Annotated in this window: 22 protein-coding genes and 1 riboswitch; of the genes, 18 read left to right on the top strand and 4 right to left on the bottom strand. The window is 42.8% G+C overall.

The features are described from left to right. The first annotated feature begins 80 nt into the window (after window positions 1-80). The 14 genes from FZC79_RS11050 to FZC79_RS10985 all read left to right on the top strand — a co-directional run bounded on the left by FZC79_RS11050 (window position 81) and on the right by FZC79_RS10985 (window position 13,350). On the top strand, window positions 81-1,028 hold the full coding sequence (locus FZC79_RS11050; RefSeq protein WP_252183309.1) for a M23 family metallopeptidase: 948 nt from the start codon (window positions 81-83) through the stop codon (window positions 1,026-1,028). A 343-nt stretch (window positions 1,029-1,371) separates the two neighbouring features. Further along, a complete protein-coding gene (locus FZC79_RS11045) occupies window positions 1,372-1,554 on the top strand; it encodes a hypothetical protein (RefSeq protein ID WP_148946856.1) in 183 nt (60 codons plus the stop codon). A 12-nt stretch (window positions 1,555-1,566) separates the two neighbouring features. Beyond that, entirely contained in the window at window positions 1,567-1,869 is a 303-nt protein-coding gene (locus tag FZC79_RS11040) for a DUF4212 domain-containing protein (protein WP_148946855.1), read from the top strand. Window positions 1,870-2,074: 205 nt separating this feature from the next. Next, window positions 2,075-3,742 (top strand): sodium:solute symporter family protein, encoded by a 1,668-nt coding sequence (locus FZC79_RS11035; protein ID WP_148946854.1) that lies wholly within the window; start codon window positions 2,075-2,077, stop codon window positions 3,740-3,742. Then, window positions 3,717-5,576 (top strand): DUF294 nucleotidyltransferase-like domain-containing protein, encoded by a 1,860-nt coding sequence (locus FZC79_RS11030; RefSeq protein WP_148946853.1) that lies wholly within the window; start codon window positions 3,717-3,719, stop codon window positions 5,574-5,576. The genes FZC79_RS11035 and FZC79_RS11030 overlap by 26 nt, the downstream gene beginning before the upstream one ends. Before the next feature lie 167 nt (window positions 5,577-5,743). Then, entirely contained in the window at window positions 5,744-6,394 is a 651-nt protein-coding gene (locus FZC79_RS11025; protein ID WP_148946957.1) for a 3'-5' exonuclease, read from the top strand. A 303-nt stretch (window positions 6,395-6,697) separates the two neighbouring features. Continuing rightward, window positions 6,698-6,961, top strand: a complete 264-nt coding sequence (gene spoIIID / locus FZC79_RS11020) for a sporulation transcriptional regulator SpoIIID (RefSeq protein ID WP_113928296.1) — start codon at window positions 6,698-6,700, stop codon at window positions 6,959-6,961. A 440-nt stretch (window positions 6,962-7,401) separates the two neighbouring features. Next, window positions 7,402-8,403 carry a rod shape-determining protein gene (locus tag FZC79_RS11015; protein WP_148939273.1) on the top strand — a complete coding sequence of 334 codons (1,002 nt, stop codon included), beginning with the start codon at window positions 7,402-7,404 and terminating at the stop codon, window positions 8,401-8,403. 99 nt (window positions 8,404-8,502) lie between these two features. Then, complete coding sequence (locus FZC79_RS11010) at window positions 8,503-9,324, top strand: flagellar hook-basal body protein (protein ID WP_148946852.1); 822 nt, start codon at window positions 8,503-8,505, stop codon at window positions 9,322-9,324. Between the two features lie 27 nt (window positions 9,325-9,351). Continuing rightward, window positions 9,352-10,185, top strand: coding sequence for a flagellar hook-basal body protein (locus FZC79_RS11005; RefSeq protein WP_148946851.1), 834 nt, complete (start codon window positions 9,352-9,354; stop codon window positions 10,183-10,185). Between the two features lie 15 nt (window positions 10,186-10,200). Beyond that, window positions 10,201-10,485: a DNA-directed RNA polymerase subunit beta gene (locus tag FZC79_RS11000; RefSeq protein WP_148946850.1), complete on the top strand. Its 285-nt coding sequence runs from the start codon at window positions 10,201-10,203 to the stop codon at window positions 10,483-10,485. A gap of 1,308 nt (window positions 10,486-11,793) precedes the next feature. After that, window positions 11,794-12,228 (top strand): 3-hydroxyacyl-ACP dehydratase FabZ, encoded by a 435-nt coding sequence (fabZ, locus tag FZC79_RS10995; RefSeq protein ID WP_148946849.1) that lies wholly within the window; start codon window positions 11,794-11,796, stop codon window positions 12,226-12,228. 229 nt (window positions 12,229-12,457) lie between these two features. Continuing rightward, a complete protein-coding gene (locus FZC79_RS10990; protein ID WP_148946848.1) occupies window positions 12,458-12,784 on the top strand; it encodes a hypothetical protein in 327 nt (108 codons plus the stop codon). Between the two features lie 182 nt (window positions 12,785-12,966). After that, a complete protein-coding gene (locus FZC79_RS10985; protein WP_148946847.1) occupies window positions 12,967-13,350 on the top strand; it encodes a hypothetical protein in 384 nt (127 codons plus the stop codon). A gap of 24 nt (window positions 13,351-13,374) precedes the next feature. Here FZC79_RS10985 and FZC79_RS10980 read toward each other — a convergent pair whose 3' ends face one another. Beyond that, the gene (locus tag FZC79_RS10980; RefSeq protein WP_148946846.1) at window positions 13,375-13,719 is read right to left on the bottom strand and encodes a helix-turn-helix domain-containing protein; all 345 of its coding nucleotides are present in this window, start codon (window positions 13,717-13,719) and stop codon (window positions 13,375-13,377) included. Window positions 13,720-14,318: 599 nt separating this feature from the next. Beyond that, a riboswitch (cyclic di-GMP riboswitch) is annotated at window positions 14,319-14,412 on the top strand. A 33-nt stretch (window positions 14,413-14,445) separates the two neighbouring features. Here FZC79_RS10980 and FZC79_RS10975 point away from each other — a divergent pair. Then, window positions 14,446-14,577 carry an anti-repressor SinI family protein gene (locus FZC79_RS10975; RefSeq protein WP_148939265.1) on the top strand — a complete coding sequence of 44 codons (132 nt, stop codon included), beginning with the start codon at window positions 14,446-14,448 and terminating at the stop codon, window positions 14,575-14,577. A gap of 169 nt (window positions 14,578-14,746) precedes the next feature. Beyond that, on the top strand, window positions 14,747-16,321 hold the full coding sequence (locus tag FZC79_RS10970; RefSeq protein WP_148946845.1) for an IS1182 family transposase: 1,575 nt from the start codon (window positions 14,747-14,749) through the stop codon (window positions 16,319-16,321). A gap of 98 nt (window positions 16,322-16,419) precedes the next feature. On the opposite strand, the gene FZC79_RS10965 is transcribed toward FZC79_RS10970, so the two are convergent. The 3 genes from FZC79_RS10965 to FZC79_RS10955 all read right to left on the bottom strand — a co-directional run bounded on the left by FZC79_RS10965 (window position 16,420) and on the right by FZC79_RS10955 (window position 18,356). After that, window positions 16,420-16,740: a helix-turn-helix domain-containing protein gene (locus FZC79_RS10965; RefSeq protein WP_148946844.1), complete on the bottom strand. Its 321-nt coding sequence runs from the start codon at window positions 16,738-16,740 to the stop codon at window positions 16,420-16,422. 102 nt (window positions 16,741-16,842) lie between these two features. Then, window positions 16,843-17,283: a YwpF family protein gene (locus tag FZC79_RS10960; protein ID WP_148946843.1), complete on the bottom strand. Its 441-nt coding sequence runs from the start codon at window positions 17,281-17,283 to the stop codon at window positions 16,843-16,845. A gap of 488 nt (window positions 17,284-17,771) precedes the next feature. Then, window positions 17,772-18,356 (bottom strand): class D sortase, encoded by a 585-nt coding sequence (locus FZC79_RS10955; RefSeq protein ID WP_252183308.1) that lies wholly within the window; start codon window positions 18,354-18,356, stop codon window positions 17,772-17,774. 332 nt (window positions 18,357-18,688) lie between these two features. Here FZC79_RS10955 and FZC79_RS10950 point away from each other — a divergent pair, with 332 nt between their 5' ends. Further along, window positions 18,689-19,711 carry a hypothetical protein gene (locus tag FZC79_RS10950; RefSeq protein WP_148946842.1) on the top strand — a complete coding sequence of 341 codons (1,023 nt, stop codon included), beginning with the start codon at window positions 18,689-18,691 and terminating at the stop codon, window positions 19,709-19,711. Further along, a complete protein-coding gene (sipW, locus tag FZC79_RS10945) occupies window positions 19,689-20,264 on the top strand; it encodes a signal peptidase I SipW (protein ID WP_435873942.1) in 576 nt (191 codons plus the stop codon). Before FZC79_RS10950 ends, sipW begins: the two co-directional genes overlap by 23 nt. Window positions 20,265-20,319: the final 55 nt, after the last annotated feature.

The following is a 20,319-nucleotide window of genomic DNA, read 5'->3' as shown; positions in this document are numbered from 1 at the left end:
ATTTATAAATGCTTTGTCGAATGATAAGAAGTAAAAATTTTTTTCAAGAGAATGTATATATTACTTTCAAAGTGTTCAGAATGATTGCTGAGGTGATGGAAATGAGAGAGGAAGAAAAGAAACGACCTTCTCAGAAATTCTTTAGTAAACGCTGGGCATACCCGGCAATGTATTTGGCAAGTGCAGCAATCATTATTACAGCAATCCTTTGGTATCAAGCAGCTGGAAATGATGTTGCAGAAGATCAAGAACTTGGTTATGAAGAGGATGTTCAAACTGGTAACGAGTTTGACCGTCCAGCAGTCGAAGTCAACCGGACAATGGAAAATTTCGTAATGCCAGTAGCTGATGAAAATGAAGTGGTCATCGAAAAAGGATTCTACGATGCTAACGCTTCAGAACAAGAGCAAGAAGCAGCTTTAATTGTGTATGACAATCAGTATCATCCAAACCAAGGTATCGACATTTCACTTGGCGGAAAAGACTTTGATGTACTTGCGGCAATGAGCGGCACAGTCACAAAAGTCCAAGAAGATTCTCTGCTAGGAAACATGATCGAAGTAGAGCATGACAAAGGAATTGTTACTCGTTACCAATCAGTCAAGGACTTCGCGGTTGAAGTAGGCGATACTGTAGAGCAAGGACAAAAACTTGCAGCAGCTTCCCAAAGTTTGTTTAATGAAAAAGCTGGAGTACACGTACACTTTGAAATCCGTAAAGATGAAGTTGCTGTTAATCCACAAGAATATGTTAATAAGTCACTAGCTACACTTCAAGAAGTATCTTTTGATGAGAAGCAATCAGATGTTGATGCACAAGCAGATGATCAAGCAGAAACAGACGTTCCGGATGCTGCCGACAGTCAAAGTGATGAAGGTGCTGAAGAAGAAGGTTCAGAAAGTACTCAAAGTGAAGAAGGTTCAGATTCCGCTGAAGAAGAAAATGGAACTGAAGACACTGACACTGAAGAAAACGCTGACCAAGGCACTGACGAAGGAACAGAAGATAGCGGTTCTGAAGAAGAATAAAATAACAAAGGGTTGTCCGATATGGGCAATCCTTTTTTTTGTGTTGATCATTCTTCCTTCAGAAGGCAGGTTAATCAGCTATATCTAAAAAATTTCCGGGGAAATTCGACTTCATAAATACTTTCTGAATAAAATGTTTTGTCCACTATGAATAATTATTAGGTCTGAAAAAAGATATATCAGAAAAATAACGAATCCTCCCCATAGCAGCTATACAGCAATTCATGTCTAATAAATCTTCTTGACCAAAGGACATAAACTGTTAATAATGACTCTATGAATAAATATTCTGAAAATTTAATAATGCTTAAGTGGATTTTTAAGAGAGAAAGGAGGGTATGAGTTGCTTTTATATTTTGGTTTCATTCTTATAACCGGAGTCTGCCTGGTGCTGGCTCTAAGAAAAAGAAAGGTTGTTTTCCTAGCCATTCCGTTTCTCTCACTGTTTGGATATGGAGCTGCCCAAGTGATTCTCGTTCCAATGCCATTCATCGATACGGTTAAATTCATTTTCAGCTTATCCTAAGGAGGATGGAACATGAAGAAAATTGAAAAGGCCACAGCAGATCAATATTTCAAAGAAAAAAACCGGTATACCGCCATTTATTTTATTATTGGGTTACTCTCGTCATTCGGGGTTGTGCTATTTGCTGACAGCCTGACGGACCTGACGATCAACGGCTATCCCTTCCATTACTTTATGGGGGCACAAGGCGCCATCGTCATCTTTATTATCCTGCTCTTCGTAAATGCAAGGGTCAGCGATTCTATCGATAGAAGGTATGGCATTGACGAAAGCAAAAATGAGAGCCTGAGTTATGGGAAAACTCTGGATCATTGAATTCATAGTTGTACAGGCAGGTTCCTGTTCTATTTTTTGATTAAGGGAAGGCAGTCAAGGTTATTCGCCGGCCAAACTTTGAGAAAGGGTCACAGGCTATAGGAGCACATGCACACGACGGGTGCCGGCTCTCTTTGAAAAAACAAATAAATGTAAACGCTTAACCCGATACGTGAAATTTTAAAGAAAGATAAGGGGGACCAAAATGGATCTGCAGTTTATTGTGTCTACAGCCATTATTATCGCTACTTTTGCTCTTTATATCGGTATTGCGGTGTATAACAAAGCTAAGGTAACCTCAGATTTTTATGTTGCCGGCCGCGGGGTTCCGCCAGTCTTTAACGGAATGGCCATCGGCGCCGATTGGATGAGCGCCGCTTCCTTCATTGGTTTGGCTGGAACGGTCATGATTCTTGGATATGACGGTCTCGCTTACATCATGGGATGGACAGGAGGATACCTTTTACTGACATTCCTGCTGGCACCGCAGCTCCGTAAATACGGGCGCTATACGGTTCCGGAGTTTATCGGGGACCGGTACAACAGCCATACAGCGCGTGTCATTGCCGCCCTTTGTACCATCATTATTTCCTTCACGTATTCGATCGGCCAATTATCAGGATCTGGAGTTGTCATTGGGAGGCTGTTTGAGATCGATGCCAAGGTTGGAACCATGATCGGGGTTGTTTTGATTGCCTTTTACGCGGCCTTTGGCGGGATGAAGGGGATCACGTGGACACAGGTTGCTCAATATATCATTCTGATCATCGCCTACCTGGTGCCAGTTATCTTCATGAGCTTGCAGCTGACGAATAATCCGCTTCCTTGGATTTCTTACGGAGAGCTAATCGGAAAAATGGGGGAGCTTGACAGGGAACTCGGTATTTCCGAATATTTTGCTCCGTTTACGAATGGAACCAAGTGGCAGTTCATGGCCCTTATGTTCACATTGATGGCTGGTACAGCGGGGCTTCCGCATGTCATCGTCCGATTCTACACGGTATCCACGATGAAAGCGGCTCGCTGGTCCGGGGCATGGGCTCTATTGTTCATCGGCCTTCTTTATCTTTCAGCTCCAGCGTATGCGGCGTTCTCACGGTTCATTTTGATGACCAAGGTAGCCGGACAGAGAATTAGTGAGCTTCCGGCCTGGACAACATCATGGGTGGATACGGGTAAACTCCAGATTGCCGATGGTAACGGAGATGGAATCCTTCAGTGGTCGGAACTTGTGATTTCCAACGATATTGTTGTAATGGCTACTCCTGAAATTGCGAATCTTGGTGTCTTTGTCATTGGACTTGTAGCTGCTGGTGCCATGGCTGCCGCATTATCGACAGCAGGCGGATTGATGATGGCGATTTCTTCATCGTTTGCTCATGATATTTATTACAGAGTTTTCAAGCCTCAATCAACAGACAAGAACAGGCTGGCGGTTGCGCGCTGGACGATTGTCATCGCTACTGTCCTCGCCGGCTTGGTGGCATTGAACCCGCCGGGAGTCATCACGCAGATAGTTGCCTGGGCCTTTGCGCTCGCTTCAGGAACCTTCTTTCCGGCGCTTGTTCTTGGAGTCTGGTGGAAGCGTTCGAATGCAGCAGGGGTCATCTCAGGGCTGCTGGTCGGTCTTGGAGTCACACTGACTTATATCTTCTTAGCAAGAGAAGGAATGACTTTGTTTGGCATCATCGACACGGGAGCAGGTGTATTCGGTGCACTTGCCGGATTCCTGACGAACATTATCGTCTCTCTATCTACTAAAGCACCATCGCAAAAAATCCAGGAAGAAGTGATCGATCTCCGCTACCCTGAGCAGATGACGTTCAAGGACGGCGAAGTCTGGATCAATGAAGATGCAACCTTTAATAAATAATGAAATGCGGCAGCAGGCTGTACTCCTTCACCCCCTACTTGCCGGGATGGAGAGGGGGGCAGCCCTTTCGCTTATTAAAACGGGGAATTTATTAGAGGCCAAGAAGGGAGAAACGTTTTTAAAAAGTGGAGAAAAGCGCCGCGGCATACATCTGGTCATAGAAGGCAAAGCAGAAGTATACGTAGAGAGGGAGAGCGGCAGGCAGGAAGTCCTTGAATTGATCGAATCAGGTGAGGTAGTCGGCCTTTCAAGTATCGATCAGCTGCTTTCGGAAAAAGAAGTGCCGTCCATTGTGGAGGTCAAAGCAGCAGAGACTTGCTGGCTTTTTTTCATAGAATTTCAGAATTTGAAGCCTCATCTGCCCCAACTGAAGGATTATCTGCTGAAAATCACTGCCAGGCGCTTGCAGGATGTATATCATTCGTTGTCTCACCAGCTCAAGCTGGGGGAACGGTTTCCTGGCACAATCACGATATTTGAGAGAGTGGGAGATCTAATACAGCGTCCAGCAGTCACCATTGATGTGAGCAGTTCGATTTCAGAAGCGGCACAGAGGCTGGCCCGGGAAAAAGTAGGGGCACTCGTCGTGGTGGATGGAGAACGGCTGGCCGGGCTGTTAACGGAAAGGGATCTGGTGAGGTTTGTGGCTGAGGAGCCTCTTAAACTCCACAGTGAAGTCTCCTCTGTTATGAATCCAAAACCGCCGACAATCAATTCGGAAGCATATTATTATGAAGGGCTGGCCCAGCTCCTTTCCGGAAGCAGCAAGTATATGCCGGTCCTTCACCGCGGCAATGTTTCCGGAGTCATTACATTGCAGGATTGCATGAGACACAGTAATGAAGGAGCTCTGCTCTCTTTCAGCGAAGTGGAAGATTTCTCATACCCTTTAGAAAAAATAAGTGAACTTTCGAGGAGGCTTTCCACTTTTCTATGGAGGTCGGGCACACCTGTCATTCAATCACTGGAACTGATGACCAGCCTCCACGACCGGATCTATAAAAGGGTTCTGAGACAAGCAGAGACAGAGGCGAAAGAGAAACCTGCCGGGGGCTATTGCTTTTATTTAATGGGTTCAGCTGGACGACGCGAGCAGTACTTCCTGTCTGATCAGGATCACTTTCTCCTCTTTGAAAAAAAGGAAGACAGACACTATTATTCCGCTTTTGCGCAACGGGCCGCAGACCTTCTGGAGAAAGCGGGATTCAAAAAGTGTGAGGGAAACATGATGGCCTCCAATGAACAATGGCGAGGTGACCTGGGGCAGTGGGAGGAAAGATTGAGGAAATGGGCTGTCCATGCAGATGAAGATACTCTGCTGATGGCCCATAACTTCTTTTCCTATCGGCTGTTAAAAGGCACCCCGGCTCTTCACAACTCTTTTGAGAGGATGATAGAGAACCATCTTGAAAAAGGAAGGATTTTTTTATACAGACTCTCTCAAAGTATATCCCCGGTCCCTGAACTGCAAGGTTCGATACGCTCTTTCCTTGGAATGAGCAGGAAGGACATCAACCTGAAAAAAGAAATACTATTCCCTTTTCACCACAGCCTTCAAGTACTTCATCTTGTTCATGGAGGGAAAAGCGGTTCAGTTACTGAAAAAATCGAATATCTCCGAGAGGAACAGGTGATTTCAAAGGATTTCCAAGAAGAACTTCTGCAGGCAGCAGGCTATTTATTCAAACTTCTGATTCACTATAAATATACACACCCTGACTCCAAGGAGATGTCCCTCCATGCCCTATCGACCATACAAAAGGAGAAGTTATACTATGCTGTCAAAAAGATGAAGGAATTTCAGAAAATGGTGCAGTCTCATTTTTCTATTTAATAATAAGGCTGTTTTATTGTTGCTTAGAAAAATCCTTAGAGCCGGACTTTTCCTCCAGATACTAAAGTTTTGGCTCTTTTCTTTCTTACCATTACTTTCATTGATATCTGCACATTTAATGTTAAATAAGTTACGACAAGAGCCATAAATAAAGAGATTGGAAGGTGATTATTTTCTTTCAAATTCGAAAAAAGGCTGAAATACCGCTGCTCAGTCATACCATCCCTTTATCAACTCCAATTGAAAACTTGAACTTTGTAGTATTTGATACAGAAACGACCGGCTTCCATGTCAATGGGCCAGACCGGCTGCTGGAAATTGGAGCCGTTAAAGTAAAAGGATATAAAGTAGTAAAGGAAGATATTTTTCAAACATTGGTCAATCCTCATCGACAAATTTCTTGGGAAATAATGGAGCTTACTGGAATTTCAGAAGAGGACACAAAGGATTCACCATCTGCCGGGCAGGCCATTCAAACATTCATCGACTATGTAAAGGAAGCAGATCCTGTTTGCCTTGCAGGCCATTATGTTTCGTTTGATATCCAGGTCCTTAAAAGTGAATATAAACGAAATAACCTTGCCCTCCAAAGGCCTAAAACCATTGATACTTTGGACCTGATCGGTTACCTGGCACCTTCACGAATGATGAAGGACCTTGAACGGTATGCCGAGGACTTTGGAACAAGAATCTATCCCCGGCACAGGGCGGTTAATGATGCAATGACAACCGCCTATCTATTTTCAGAGCTGCTGACCTTAATGAAAGACAGAGGAATATCCACCTGGGGAGACCTCAGTGAAGTCTCTTCTTCATGAAAATTCTGAAAATAAAGACTGAACCCTTGTCCTTATTCACTTTTTCGTGCATATATCTTGACCACGCTTAATAAAATGATACAAACCTGACAAAAAAGAGAGTGTTTGAGGTGAAGAGTCGTTAATCCATACAGAGGAAATGCCACCATCATGTTCAGTTGTGCCAAGATATAGAAAGCCGAAGAGCAACAAATAAAAGCTTTCTACCGCAAATAACCTGCCAGTGCGGTTATCCAGTAGTCAAAAAATCAAAAGCGAGTCTCATTTCACACTTCTCCATCCAATTTAGGGAGGTAGAGTGGTGTGCACGATTACATCAAAGAGAGAACAGTAAAGATTGGGAAATATATCGTGGAGACAAAGAAAACCGTTCGCGTCATCGCGAAGGAGTTTGGCGTATCGAAAAGTACAGTCCATAAAGACCTGACAGAGCGATTGCCGGAAATCAACCCCGACTTAGCCAACGAAGTAAAAGATATACTCGATTACCATAAATCAATCCGCCATCTCCGCGGAGGCGAAGCAACCAAGAAGAAATACAAAAAAGATGAACTCGAAATCAATTAAAAAGTACCAGGTATCAAGAGGCATATGATACCTGGTACTTTTTATTGTTTTAAAGCACCAAAAGGGACAGTCCCTCTTAGTGCTTTAATGTGTTAAAGTGCGCGGCGGTTGCGGGATTACATGTCCTTATGACGGGGTTGATTGAAGCAGAAGTTGTTGGGATTTCCATTCTCCCCGGGGAGTCCGCACACCTGGGGCGGAAATCAACAAACTATTCATCGAAGAAATATTTTTAAAATAAGCTTTTATTAATGTGTTTTCTTGACATTTTTTAGACAATTAGTACCTATTTTCGACACGTATATGGTAAAATATTAAATTAGGTGAAGTTTTTTCTATACCCTGATTTTTACTTATTAAACTGACAACGATACACCTTTGAAAATAAATGATATGACGAAATGAAAGCGTTGAAATGAAGAAGGGAGAAACGAAAACAGATGTTTGCGAAAGATATAGGAATTGACCTAGGAACGGCGAATGTATTGATTCATGTAAAAGGAAAGGGGATTGTCTTGAACGAGCCTTCAGTCGTGGCAATCGACCGAAATAACAACAAAGTCCTGGCTGTCGGAGAAGAAGCAAGACGCATGGTTGGACGTACACCGGGGAACATCGCGGCTATGCGCCCGCTTAAAGACGGAGTCATCGCAGATTTCGATGTAACCGAGTCCATGCTGAAGCATTTTATCAACAAGTTGAACGTGAAGGGCTTCCTTTCCAAGCCACGCATCTTGATCTGCTGTCCGACGAATATCACAAGCGTAGAGCAGAAGGCCATCAGAGAAGCGGCAGAGAAAAGCGGAGGTAAGAAAGTTTATCTTGAAGAAGAGCCAAAAGTTGCGGCTATCGGTGCCGGGATGGACATCTTCCAGCCTTACGGAAACATGGTCGTCGATATCGGGGGCGGAACAACAGATGTCGCTGTTCTTTCCATGGGAGACATTGTTACGGCTTCCTCCATCAAAATGGCAGGAGATAAATTTGACGCTGAAATCCTCAGCTATATTAAAAAAGAATACAAGCTTCTGATCGGTGAACGCACAGCCGAAGACATCAAAATCAATATCGGTACCGTTTTCCCTGGTTCTCGTGATGAATCGATGGAAATCCGCGGCCGAGACATGGTTTCGGGGCTTCCTAGGACCATCACGGTCAAGTCTGCTGAAATCGAAGGTGCACTGCGTGAATCTGTAGCCGTCATCGTCCAGGCTGCGAAAAATGTCCTTGAAAGAACACCTCCTGAGCTTTCTGCCGATATCATCGACAGAGGCGTCATCCTGACAGGCGGCGGAGCACTTTTACACGGAATCGACCAGCTGCTGGCAGAAGAGCTGAAAGTGCCGGTACTTGTTGCGGAAAACCCAATGGACTGTGTGGCCATCGGTACGGGAATCATGCTTGAAAACATCGATAAGATCAGCAGAAGAAAAATCGGCTGAATGCCAATAACAGCCAATTAAAAGAAACGCATAACATTCTAAAAAATGTTCCGATATAATGAACGTAAGATAAACTGAATGTAAAAAGAGGTGCCTAACATGCTGCGCGGATTTTATACTGTTGCTTCCGGAATGCTGTCACAGCAGCGGAAAACGGAAATGCTGTCCAATAACCTGTCCAATGCAAATACTCCTGGATATAAAGAGGATCGCTCGTCCATGAAATCTTTTCCTGAAATGATGCTCTCCCTGCAGGGCCAGAACCCGCAAAACGGTTCCATGTCCCGCCGTGTGGGCGCTTTGAACACAGGTGTATACATGCAGGAAACCATGCCCGCATTTCTACAGGGAGACCTGCAGGAAACGGAAAGAAAAACAGATATCGCTTTAATGGATGGAAATATCCCGGTCGATCCTGAGACTGGCCAAAGAGGCGGAGTGTTTTTCACTCTTCAAGGCGGCGACGGAAACACCCGGTATACCCGAAATGGCAACTTCACGCTTGATGGGCAGGGCTATCTTACATCAGCAAGCGGTTTATACGTGCTTGATCAGGAAGGACAGCGGATTCAGCTGCCGGCAGACAATTTTAAGGTCACTGAAGATGGGCGTGTCCTGGTTGATGAAGAGGAAACAGCCCGTCTCGGAATCGGCTTTTCAGTGAATTCAAACAGGCTCACCAAAGAAGGGGACGGCCTTTTCACAACAGAAAACAACGAACCCCTGCCGGATGCTTATGACAGTGAGGCCACTTTTAATTTGCAGCAGGGTTTTATTGAGCGGTCCAACGTGGATACCTCGAGAACCATGACGGATATGATGACAGCTTACAGGTCCTTTGAAGCGAATCAAAAAGTTCTGCAGGCTTATGATAGAAGTATGGAAAAAGCGGTAAACGAAATAGGCCGGGTCAATGGTTAATGATTTAAAAAGAGAGGGGACTGACCGATGAATCGCACAATGATAGGCGCTACCAATACACTGAATCAGCTTCAAAAACAAATGGATGTAATCGGCCACAACCTCGCGAACAGTGAGACAAATGGATATAAACGGAGAGAAGCCATGTTCTCTGAGCTGCTGGTGCAGTCAGTGAACAATCAAAGGGACGAACGGGACCTCAATGGCCGCCTGACACCTGCGGGAATCCGCCAAGGTGCAGGAGCCAAATTGGGCCAGTCTGAAATCAACCTGACACAAGGTGCTTTAAAATCAACAGGCAGAAACCTCGACTTTGCTTTGACAGCAGGGAATCAATTCTTTAAAGTGCTGGTCCAGGGAGAAGACGGTGCAGATGTCCGTTACACTAGGGATGGCGCTTTCTATGCCAATCCAATCGGCAATGGAGAAGTGATGCTGGTCAATGGCCAGGGACATGCCGTACTCGACGAGAATGACAACTTCATTACATTTAATGAGAATGCTAAGGGAGAAGACATCGTTCTGCGCGACAGCGGCCAGTTGACTATTGGCGGTGTGCCCTTTAATCTTGGGGTAGTATCTCTGGAAAAACCTCAATTCATGGAGCAGATCGGACAAAATCTTTTGGGGCTTCCGCAGAACCTTGAAGACCTGGGAGTTAACCAGGACGAAATCCTTACCAATATGAATGGTGCGCTGCGAAATAACATCGGGCTTGCTCAAAGCAGTTTGGAAGGCTCGAATGTGGATATAGGAAAAGAAATGACCGATATGATGAACGTGCAGCGGGCGTATCAATTCCAAAGCCGTTCCATCTCCATGGCAGACCAAATGATGGGACTTGTGAACGGAATCCGTTAAAAGGAGTAATCGACAATGACTGAAAAAGACATTCTGCAAGAAGGACAAACAAGAGAAGAAATCAAAGCCGAAAAAAAGAATAAAAAGAAAAACAGCGGCGAAGAAAAACCGGGCAAATGGATCCGGATACGCCTTCTTCCAATCTGGCTGCGAGTCCTTCTCTTCATCATTCTCCTTGCCGGAAGTCTCATTGGAGGAGCCATGGTTGGCTATGCTATCATCGGAGACGGCAAGCCGATGGATGTACTCGAGAAATCGACTTGGCAGCATATCATTGATATTGTCATGAAAGAAAAATGATCATTTGACCGGGCTTCCCATTTAAGGGAGGGCCGGTTTTTTGTTTTGTGATTGCTCATCTTGCTGTTTGTTTGTGGATAGTGGAAATAAAATGTCTGGCACTTGCCCTCTTGCATTCCGTCTGGATACATGAGTTGGGAAAAAAGAGTGACATATGTATCTACAAGAGCAGAGTAGGTACATATGTTGAAGAAAAAGCAGGCACTCATGTAGCCACACGCTTCGCTTGGATACATGAGTTGAGTGAAAAAGAGTGACATATGTACGCACAAGAGCAGAGTGGATACATATGTTGAAGAAAAAGCGGTCACTCATGTACTCACACGCTTCGCTTGGTTACATGAGTGGAGCGAAAAAGAGAGACATATGTATCTACAAGAGCAGAGTGGATACATATGTTGAAGCAAAAGAGAGCACTCATGTACTCATACGCTCTGCTTGGATACATGAGTGGACCGAAAAAGGATGACATATGTATCCACAAGAGCAGAGTAGGTACATATGTTGAAGAAAAAGCGTAACATATGTACCCACAAGAGCAGAGTGGATACATATGTTGAAGAAAAAGTGGTCACTCATGTCCCCACACGCTCCGCTTGGATACATGAGTGGAGTGAAAAAGAGAGACATATGTATCCAAAGTAGCAGAGTGAGTACATGAATAGAAGAAGAAGCGGTCACTTTTGTCTCCGCACGCATCACCTGGTTACATGAGTGGAGCGAAAAAGAGAGACATATGTATCCACACGCTCCGCTTGGATACATGAGTTGAAGAAAAAGGGGTCACTTATGTACCCACACGCTCCACTTGGATACATGAGTTGGGCGAACAAGAGTGACATATGTATCCACAAGAACAGAGAGGATAGATGAGTTGAAGAAAAAGCGTGTACTCGTGTACCCACACGCTCCACTTGGATACATGAGTGAAGTGAAAAAGAGTGACATATGTATCCACAAGAGCAGAGTAGGTACATATGTTGAAGAAAAAGGGGTCACTCATGTACCCACATGCTTCACTTGGATACATGAGTGGAGTGAGAAAGAATAACATGTGTACCCACAAGACCAGGGTGGATACATTAGTTAAAGAAAAAGGAGTCACTCCTGAACCGATAACACAACGCCCAGCAAAAAACCCCGTCTCATGTCCTTACAAGCCGAGCCTAGATACACTAGTCGAGCTAACAAGGCCTACTAATGTCCTCACCCGCCAAATAACCCACCACCAAAACAACTTTTGATAATAGAGGAATTCAGGTAGAATAAATAGAAGAAGAACGTACTTTAAGATAGGGAGGCATACTCATGCTTAATATTGATCAAATCAAAGAAATAATTCCCCACCGCTATCCATTTTTGCTAGTGGATAGAATTTTAAAAGTAGAAGAGGGGAAAAAAGCAGTTGGAATCAAAAATGTAACAGCGAACGAAGAGTACTTTAACGGCCACTTCCCGGGCTATCCGGTGATGCCGGGAGTATTGATCGTGGAAGCTCTTGCTCAAGTAGGAGCAGTCGCCATGCTGAAAAAAGAAGAGAACCGTGGACGACTCGCCTTCTTTACGGGAATCGACAACTGCCGCTTCAAACGCCAGGTGAAACCAGGTGACCAGCTTCGCCTTGAAGTTGAAATGGTACGTTTCCGCGGCCCAATCGGAAAAGGAAAAGCAGTTGCTACTGTAGACGGAGAAGTCGTCTGCGAAACCGAAATGATGTTTGCCCTGGGTGATAAACAAGAATAACCGATATCAAAAAACCCCGAGCTGCCACTGCAGCTCGGGGTTTTAAACGCTTTACCACGCTAAAAGGGACAGTCCCTTTTGATTCTTTAAAGCATTAAAGCTTCCCCGGTCATATCACTCCTAATTAATTTTCATTCACCATGCAAGTTTCCAAAAAGATGGGGAATGCTATCAAAAGACCAAAAAGATAGGTCTCAAAAATTCTGTTTAAGGAAAGGAGTCATACACAATGAATAAGAAACTTTTAGCTATCCTAGGTGGATCAGCACTATCCGCAATGCTTCTTGCAGGTTGTAACGCAGACCAGGAGCCGCCACCGGAAGATAACGAAGCTCCGGTTGAGGAAGAGGTTCCAGGAGATAACGATGGAATGAACGAAGGCGGAGAAAACGGCGATATGGACATGGATATGGATGAGGAGAATGGAAACATCTCTGAAGACGACAATGGAGACATTGACGATAACGAAAACGGCGGCATGGGTGACGAAAATGGTGAAGGCCCAGTTGATGAAATGGAAGATGAAATGACAGACGAAGAAAATAATAACGAGTAATACCCAGGGAGCCGGTGAATTGCCGGCTTTTTTTTGGTGACAGTCACCACCCGGAATATGTCGAATGAACCGTTTGCAATTAACAGATAATACCAAAAATTTGCATGGCAGTATCTCCGACAAATTGCCGAGGTTATGGTATAGTAGGAAAGAGAGCATTTTATAGGAGGTACTTTTCCTGCATGATTAAAAATTTACCACAAGGAATCAAAATCAGCATTTCCCGTTCAATTACTACTTCTTTCGAAAAGTATATGGAGAAGATCGAGTGGAAAGAAGATAAATTCAATTTGCCGCAATTTGTTGAGATTTGGAGAGACTACATTACAAACAGTGCTTCCTGGTATAAACAGCTTTCAGTTGAACAAAAAAATGACCCGGAACTTCATGAAGATCTCGCAAAGAAAATTAATGAAATTATAGAAAAGACGTTTGCTGAGCCTCCAACAAGCAGCCAAATAGAAGAAATAGATGCACTTCAGAAAGAGCTAAAAACAGACTACGAGTATTCCTGCAAAGCGGAAGCAAGATATGTGTTAAACTTCCTGAAAAACAAAGCAGAATGAAAAAAGAACTTGAAACGAATTGTTTCAAGTTCTTTTTTCATATTTAGCTGGAAGATTCCTCCGTTTGATTTCCATCAAGGTTGTAAAATGAATGAATTCTTCTTTGGTCAGCCCCTGCTCAATGGCCTCCTTTATTAAATGCATCCAATCCTCAGTTACAGACATATCTTCAGATTCCTCTAATATAATCATATCTAGAGATACATCCAGCGCCAAAGCGATTTTCTCCAAAATATTGATGGACGGATTTTTCTGTAACCCTCTTTCAATGGAGCTTATATAAGACTTGGATATATTGGCCATGAGGGCTAACTCATTGATGGTGATCCCTCTTCGTTCTCGGAGTAGTTTTATCCTTTCTCCAACCATTGCTGAACACCTACTTCAACAGTTTTAATATTCATTATAAAGAACAAAATGTTTTTTATAAAATAAGCATTTTTAAGTTATAGAGACATATAGCAAGATAAACAGAGAAAAACGTTCTTTATAGAGAATAATTGAAGAAATTTGGGACTTAGTTTTTAAGGGTGAGTCTTATATACTAGGACTATAAGGTCTTAATAACGAACAAAGTGAGGTGTACCATGTATAAGAAAAATTGCCAGCGCTGCAGCAGATCCTCATTCAGCTCTACGGAAACCGGACACTGGACATGCCCATCCTGCGGAAATGACCTCACAGACTCTCCATTCTTCACTGCATCAAGCTTCCGGCAAATCAGCAAGACTGTTGTTCCTTTAGAAAAGAAATTGAGCAGTTACACGAAGAGCTTCTCCTATCAAGACCCCTTAATTCGACAAAATGACCCACGATATACGGTTAAGTAACTGAAAATTCATACATCGTTACAAAATTTGTAAAATAAACTAGGAAAAAAGTTGTTAATCACAGCAAAATTTTACACAAAGTAGGTTTTCCTAATTAGTATAATGGTTATAGATATATAACTGGTTAGCCAACGGATAGTCAGACAAAGGCAAACCCATTGAAAGATGGGGACGCAAAGTCACAGATCTAAGGCAGGGTAGCAGGTCTTGCTAGGATGGCTGGATTGCCTGAAATACTAAGCGTATTTTAGGAGGAGATTTTGAAGTGGTTGAAAAAGAATTGGATCTAGAGTGGATAACGTTAATTAAAGAAGCAATGTCAGTAGGAGTCACCAAAGATGAAATCCTAGAATACCTACATACGAATAGAGAAGAGAGAAAAGTACTGGTTAAATAATTAAATAATAAAAGAGGCTGGGACAAAACCCTCCTCTAAGATGAAAAAGCCGGAGAAATTTTACGACGAGTAAAATTTCTCCGGCTTTGATTATTTTTGAATTAAAATAAGGACCTCTTCTGATAAAATAAAGTTACCACACAAAATTCCATCTGAAAGAAGGGTCCTTATGTTTAAAAATTATATCATGAATCAAGTGGTTTTGCCCCTGGATTTAGAAATCAAACTTCAAAAAAATGATATTGCCTTCTCCGTGCACGACCTCGTTGAGCAAATACCACACGAAGCCTTCGATTCGTTCATACGAAGCACAGGCTGTCCTGCTTACCATCCACGTATGATGATGAAGATTATTTTATGTGCTTATACCCAATCCGTTTTCTCAGGAAGGAAAATTGAAGCTCTCCTCGGCGACAGTGTCCGGATGATGTGGCTTGCCCAAGGGCATGAACCGAGCTACCGCACGATTAACCGGTTTCGTGTCTGCCCAGAAGTAAAAGCGCTTCTTCGTGAGTGCTTTGTTCAATTTCGCTGCCATCTCGTTAAGGAAAAGCATATTGATGATGAAGCGATCTTCATTGACGGAACCAAACTTGAAGCTAATGCCAATAAGTTCACGTTCGTTTGGCGGAAAACGGTTGAGAACTACAGTGCTGGTCTCATTGAAAGATCGAATCAACTCTATGATGAACTAGTGGAAAAGGAAATCATACCCGAAATAGAACGAGAAAGTCCGGAGGTGCTTTCTACAAAAGAGTTGGCTAAAGTCGTGGGGAAACTCGAAGACACCGTTAATGAACTCACTACAACCATCGAATCCAGTAAGGACGTAAGCGAACGAAAACAGCTTCGCTCAGCACGTAAAATGCCCAAGCAGCTCCTCAAACAGTTTAAGGATTTTGTCGCACGCAAACAAAAGTATGAACAGGCCATGGCCACTTTCGGGACGCGCAACAGTTATTCTAAGACAGATCGCGACGCCACCTTTATGCGGATGAAGGACGATTACATGAAGAATGGACAACTAAAAGCTGGCTACAATGTTCAAATTGCGAGCGAAGGGCAGTACGCTCTTGCCTATGATGTTTTCCCTAATCCCACCGATACACGGACGTTCATTCCATTTCTGAATACGATCGAAAATCACTTCTTTACACTCCCAAAATACATAGTGGCTGACGCTGGTTATGGGAGTGAGGAAAATTATGAGGATGTCTTTGAAAATCGAACCGCTACGCCACTGATTACCTACAACATGTACCGCAAAGAGAAAACGAAAAGGGCTCAAAAGAGTGAATTCAATACAGCCAATTGGAAGTACGATGAAGAAACCGATTCATTTACTTGTCCGAATAATCAACAACTCACATTCCGCCACCTGTCAAACAAGACAGACCGAAACGGCTTTTCTCGGGAGTTTAAGGTGTATGAGTGCGAAAGCTGTACGGGATGTCCTTTCCGTTCTGAGTGCACGAAAGCCAAGGAAGGAAATCATCGAAAACTATTATTAAATGAAAAATGGGAACAACAAAAAGAGAAGATAAGAACACTGCTTTCAGACGAGAAAACGGGTGAAATCTACGGCCGACGTAAAATCGACGTAGAACCAGTTTTTGGATTTCTGAAGGCTAATTTAGGTTTCACAAGATTATCGGTCAGAGGCCAGGAGCGCGTGCAAAATGAAATGGGCTTCGCGCTGATGGCGGTTAACTTGAGAAAGTTGACTGCCAGGAACGCAACCTAATCCACCAGAGTAATGAAAGAAAAGGGCTTCAATCATCCGAAATGATGATTGAAGCCCTTTTTTCATGATTTTTGGCTAGTTATGTCCCAGCCTCTTTTTTACTTTTGATTCAATTTCCATTTGTTGAACTCGATAAACTCCCGGAACTGCTCTTTGCTGATACCGGAATCCATCGCCTGCTCAACGATACTGACCCAGTCTGAATCAATATGCTTATCTTCCACCGTATCATATAGTAGAGAATCAACCGGTACATCTAATGCCTTTGAAACTTTCTCCAAAAACTGAACCGACGGATTCTTCTGCAAATTTCTCTCAATCGAACTCAAGTAAGACTTTGCGACTCCAGCTCTATCCGCAAGCTCGGTCATTGACATTTTTCTTTCTTGTCTAAGCTTCTTGACTCTTTCCCCGATCATTACCGTTCACATCCTGTACGCATAATCATCCTTATCATGGTGTTATTATACCACAAAGCAAACTCAAACTTTATAATTACATGTCATATTTTGTCTAAAAATTTAATTTGTTGTCTTAGAGGTGGCTGCCAACCTAGGTTTGGAACGCATCTTGTCCTTGAATTCCTGTACAAGCCCGGAACCTTCAAAGCCTTTTTCCACCAAATCATCAAGCAGCAGCTCGGCATACTCATTGCGCATCTTCTTCAATTTTCCTTCAAAAAGAACACTCAAATGAAGATCCATCGTTTTAATGCAGCTGATCCTCGTCATAAAAGCAGCAGGATCATTCTCAGGATGGGAAATGACCACCTGAACCTCAATATCCTCGGCACTCTGCTGGGCATCACGGAAAAAATCATAAAACTCCTTCCTCATGCAGCCCTCAATCAGCCAGGTACCTTTTTGATCTTCTTTATTAATAATTAAACCGTCCACAATTTCAATGTCTTTAAGATCATCGTTTTCAACAACTTGAAGAGTGATTACTTTAAAGGTTTTCATGAACGATCCTCCATCTCATAGTTTGTACAAATTATAACATATTGAAGATTCAAAACATAATGGGTGATATTAAAACTAGTGTAATGATTTCCGCTCCTGGGGTACGACTCCGCGGGGCGTGCGGTGAAGCAAAAGTGTATGCGGCCGTTCAGCGACGTACGGACTGGACTGACTCCGCATGAGATAAAGGAAACACAACTATCGTAGTGAGTTGATGTTGACTTATCGCAAGGAGGAGGCAGGGAAGTACGCTAGCCGTTGGGGCCTTGCAGCTAGATTAGCAAGAAGAGAGACCGAAATCTGCTAATCGCTGGGCGCTGCAACTGGATTTGGAGTCTCATCTGTCCCGCTAGTCCCGCAGGAGCTCGTACCCCTTCCGCTACAATCAACGTGGTTTGTATTCCATTCAAAATTATTATTAATTTTAAGGGAAGCGTTCCATATTTAGTTTTGTCCAGCACAGAAAAGAGCCAGCTAGGTGCTGGCTATTAGTCCACTCGTTTTGCATTTATGATATATCTTTCTTCTGTGCTTGATAGATATTCAAAGGGGTAGCATGTAGATAATGTCAGAATCTCATCAGGGTTTGTTGATTGGACTACGGACATGTCGTCTTCTTTTACGATGAACATTTCGTATATTTCATAGGTGTAGGTTCCGTTGCTCATTTCAACGTTTAACTGGTCGCCTTCTTTGAGTTCGCCCATTTTTTTAAATACCGTATCACGATGGCCAGCGAGGAAGATGCGGTCCTGCTGATTCGGAAGCTTGGTGGAAGAGTAGTGGCCGACGCCTTTTTCCAGTTCTTCTTCGTCAGTTCCTTCTATAATAGGTAATTCTCTATCGAGAGCGGGGATATCAAGGATGCCGACTACGTCTCCTTTTTCAAATGAGTAGGAGGAGAGTTCCTCTTTTGTATGAGGTTCTTTCGTGACTATTTGAGCTTTAGCTTCCTGGAGAGCACCATCCTGCTCCACTTTTTGCTTGAAAATATGATATCCGGCATAGCCGATCAATCCGACACCGGCGGTCAGCGTGAAGATGCTTACATACTTGATTAATTTGTTAAACAAGAGGATACCTCCTAAGTTGGTATGTTAATTCTATTTTCTCTTAGTTGTGAGAATTTGTCATTGCTTTAAGGCTGTATTTAAAAAGAAATTTACAGATGGGTAGCTAAAGTTTATTGTTCTTTATAAAGTAAATAAAGTTCATTATAAAATACAAAATAGTAAGAAAACGAGAGGTATTACCAGAAAATTCATGTTTTAAGTTTGTATTTGCGAGTATTTGGCCATTTTTCGGGTTTTTCAACCTGTAGCTTCTGTCATATACTTACATTAACGGTTCGCTAATGAGAACAAAAGAGCGAACGGAATAATTAAATAAAAGGAAGTTGAGTAATATGAAAAATCATTTCACCAACTTCGTTCTTGGCACCCTACATAGAATCAAGAGTTCGCTAGAGAAAACGAATGAGGGAGGGGTTCATATTAGATATCTTAGAACCAAAAAGTTTAAAAAAAGAAATAAAGGGGTTATAGCAGCTACTAAATTGGTGGTGATATGGTATGCCTTACTCATTGCACTCATTCAATTTTCATCCACGAATGCAGCTCTAAATGATGTCGAAAGAACTTCCTTTGCTCTGCAGGCGGGCCAGTGGGCAATACCTGAAGAAGAAGAAGTATTGGAAGAAAGTTTACTTTCATTTGATAGTTCACAGTCTGGTTTTTGTGAAAGGGATATAAAAGGTTTCTACTCACTAATTACTAACGGAGAAGACGAGTCATTAAGTGGACATACATTTGAGCTATATTATGTTCCGAGTGAGCAAGAAGGTCCACATGATGATAACCGAGGCACTACTGTTAACTTAGAAGACATTGAACCTCTTGCTAGTGAGGATGGTAATGTACTATTAAAATACGAACCAGAATCTCCTCCTGCATTAGGTAAATATAAATTCGCTGCTCTACAGCCTACCCAGCTGAGTGAGAGTGAAGGTGTAGAAGGCGGCCAATTGATAATCTGGGGTGAAGAAATTCTAATAAAGCAAGAAGATATTGATTCCTGTTGGGAAACAGAAACAGAGCAAGAGGTAACAGAAGGCTCTGATGAAACTCAAGTGGAGGTATCAGAGGAAACTATTCCTGAGAATCCAACCACAGAGAACAATGAAGAAGAAAACAAAGAGCAAAACCCTGAAGGTCAAGAAACTAAAGAAGAAGCAGTAGAGGAATCTCTAGTAGAAGAGGAGTTATTAGAAGAAGCCGACATTGATGAATTAAAAATAAGTGAAGAACCTAAAGACAATCAAGAACCAGTTGATGAAGTTGTTCAAGAAGAAGAGCAAGCTACTGCTCTGGAAAAAGAAAACAAGGAAAAGGGTGATACCAGTGAAAATGGCAAGAAAGATAATCAGTAACGTTATTACTAGCCTATTATTCTTAACTCTACTATTCATGGTATTTGTTGTAATATCTTCCAAGGCATCCGGTGGGGAACCAAGCTTCCTAGGATACCAGCTGAAAACAGTTCTCTCGGGGTCGATGGAGCCCACCTTCCAAACAGGGTCTGTCATTTCGGTCAAGCCTCAAGAAGATTATACCAAGTTAAAAGAGGGCGACATCGTCACTTTTATGATAGATGAACAAAATGTTGTAACCCACAGAATCATTAATGTAGTTGAAAAAGGTGAAGGGGTTATGTATGAAACCAAGGGAGATAACAACAAAGATCCCGATGGCAACCTTTTGTTACCAGATAATATTGTTGCAAAGTATACCGGTTTTACTATTCCTTACTTAGGATATTTAATAGATTTTGCTAAGTCGCAAAAAGGAACCGCTGCATTGCTCATTACACCAGGTCTATTATTGTTGCTTTACTCAGGAGTCACAATCTTTAAAGCTATCAAAGAAATTGAAATAACCACAAAATCATCTGGAAGATCAGATGAAACTGAGAAGACTGCTTAATCTTGGTTGTATTCCTTATGAAAACATAGGGATTCAATATAAATTACATACCCCT

It is taken from the genome of Rossellomorea vietnamensis, assembly GCF_008180615.1.
GTDB lineage: Bacteria > Bacillota > Bacilli > Bacillales > Bacillaceae_B > Rossellomorea > Rossellomorea vietnamensis_D.
The sequence above is the reverse complement of the archived record's forward strand: the minus strand, read 5'-3'. Positions and strand labels throughout refer to the sequence as shown.

Bases quoted from the DNA above. Each gene is read 5' to 3' on its own strand.
- FZC79_RS11050 (WP_252183309.1), top strand. From the start codon at position 81: ATGATTGCTGAGGTGATGGAAATGAGAGAGGAAGAAAAGAAACGACCT.
- FZC79_RS11040 (WP_148946855.1), top strand. From the start codon at position 1,567: ATGAAGAAAATTGAAAAGGCCACAGCAGATCAATATTTCAAAGAAAAA.
- FZC79_RS11035 (WP_148946854.1), top strand. From the start codon at position 2,075: ATGGATCTGCAGTTTATTGTGTCTACAGCCATTATTATCGCTACTTTT.
- FZC79_RS11030 (WP_148946853.1), top strand. From the start codon at position 3,717: ATGAAGATGCAACCTTTAATAAATAATGAAATGCGGCAGCAGGCTGTA.
- FZC79_RS11015 (WP_148939273.1), top strand. From the start codon at position 7,402: ATGTTTGCGAAAGATATAGGAATTGACCTAGGAACGGCGAATGTATTG.
- FZC79_RS11010 (WP_148946852.1), top strand. From the start codon at position 8,503: ATGCTGCGCGGATTTTATACTGTTGCTTCCGGAATGCTGTCACAGCAG.
- FZC79_RS11005 (WP_148946851.1), top strand. From the start codon at position 9,352: ATGAATCGCACAATGATAGGCGCTACCAATACACTGAATCAGCTTCAA.
- FZC79_RS11000 (WP_148946850.1), top strand. From the start codon at position 10,201: ATGACTGAAAAAGACATTCTGCAAGAAGGACAAACAAGAGAAGAAATC.
- fabZ (WP_148946849.1), top strand. From the start codon at position 11,794: ATGCTTAATATTGATCAAATCAAAGAAATAATTCCCCACCGCTATCCA.
- FZC79_RS10990 (WP_148946848.1), top strand. From the start codon at position 12,458: ATGAATAAGAAACTTTTAGCTATCCTAGGTGGATCAGCACTATCCGCA.
- FZC79_RS10985 (WP_148946847.1), top strand. From the start codon at position 12,967: ATGATTAAAAATTTACCACAAGGAATCAAAATCAGCATTTCCCGTTCA.
- FZC79_RS10980 (WP_148946846.1), bottom strand. From the start codon at position 13,719: ATGGTTGGAGAAAGGATAAAACTACTCCGAGAACGAAGAGGGATCACC.
- FZC79_RS10970 (WP_148946845.1), top strand. From the start codon at position 14,747: ATGTTTAAAAATTATATCATGAATCAAGTGGTTTTGCCCCTGGATTTA.
- FZC79_RS10965 (WP_148946844.1), bottom strand. From the start codon at position 16,740: ATGATCGGGGAAAGAGTCAAGAAGCTTAGACAAGAAAGAAAAATGTCA.
- FZC79_RS10960 (WP_148946843.1), bottom strand. From the start codon at position 17,283: ATGAAAACCTTTAAAGTAATCACTCTTCAAGTTGTTGAAAACGATGAT.
- FZC79_RS10950 (WP_148946842.1), top strand. From the start codon at position 18,689: ATGAAAAATCATTTCACCAACTTCGTTCTTGGCACCCTACATAGAATC.
- sipW (WP_435873942.1), top strand. From the start codon at position 19,689: ATGGCAAGAAAGATAATCAGTAACGTTATTACTAGCCTATTATTCTTA.